We start from the raw sequence: 297 nt of genomic DNA on the forward strand, positions 1-297 counted from the left end.
TTTCTAACCGCTGCTTTCCAGTCCTTCATGCGATTCTTACCGACCATCCAGCCGTTACTGGTGTAAAAGTCAATAAAGCGTGCTGCATCCACGTTCGTGTAACCCATTTTCAGGCAGTAATCTTTTACTTCTTGGAGTGTGGGAGGCGCGAAGCGCTTTTCTTTTACACCCTCTAGGGTGTTTTCTTTTAAATCATTATCATACTCATTATCATTATCAGCTTTTTTTGCTTTTTCAGAAAAGCATTTGCTTTTTTTGCTTTCCTCAGAAACCATTTGCTTTTTATCAGAAGCATTT

At 39.4% G+C, this 297-nt stretch carries 1 pseudogene; it reads right to left on the reverse strand.

Annotated features, from left to right (window positions below):
- Positions 1 to 297 (reverse strand): annotated as a pseudogene (locus DWZ76_RS14900) (hypothetical protein); the annotation flags it as partial.

Origin of the sequence: Clostridium sp. AF35-15, from assembly GCF_003477745.1 — a bacterium.
Classification (GTDB): Bacteria; Bacillota; Clostridia; order Lachnospirales; family Lachnospiraceae; genus Otoolea; species Otoolea fessa.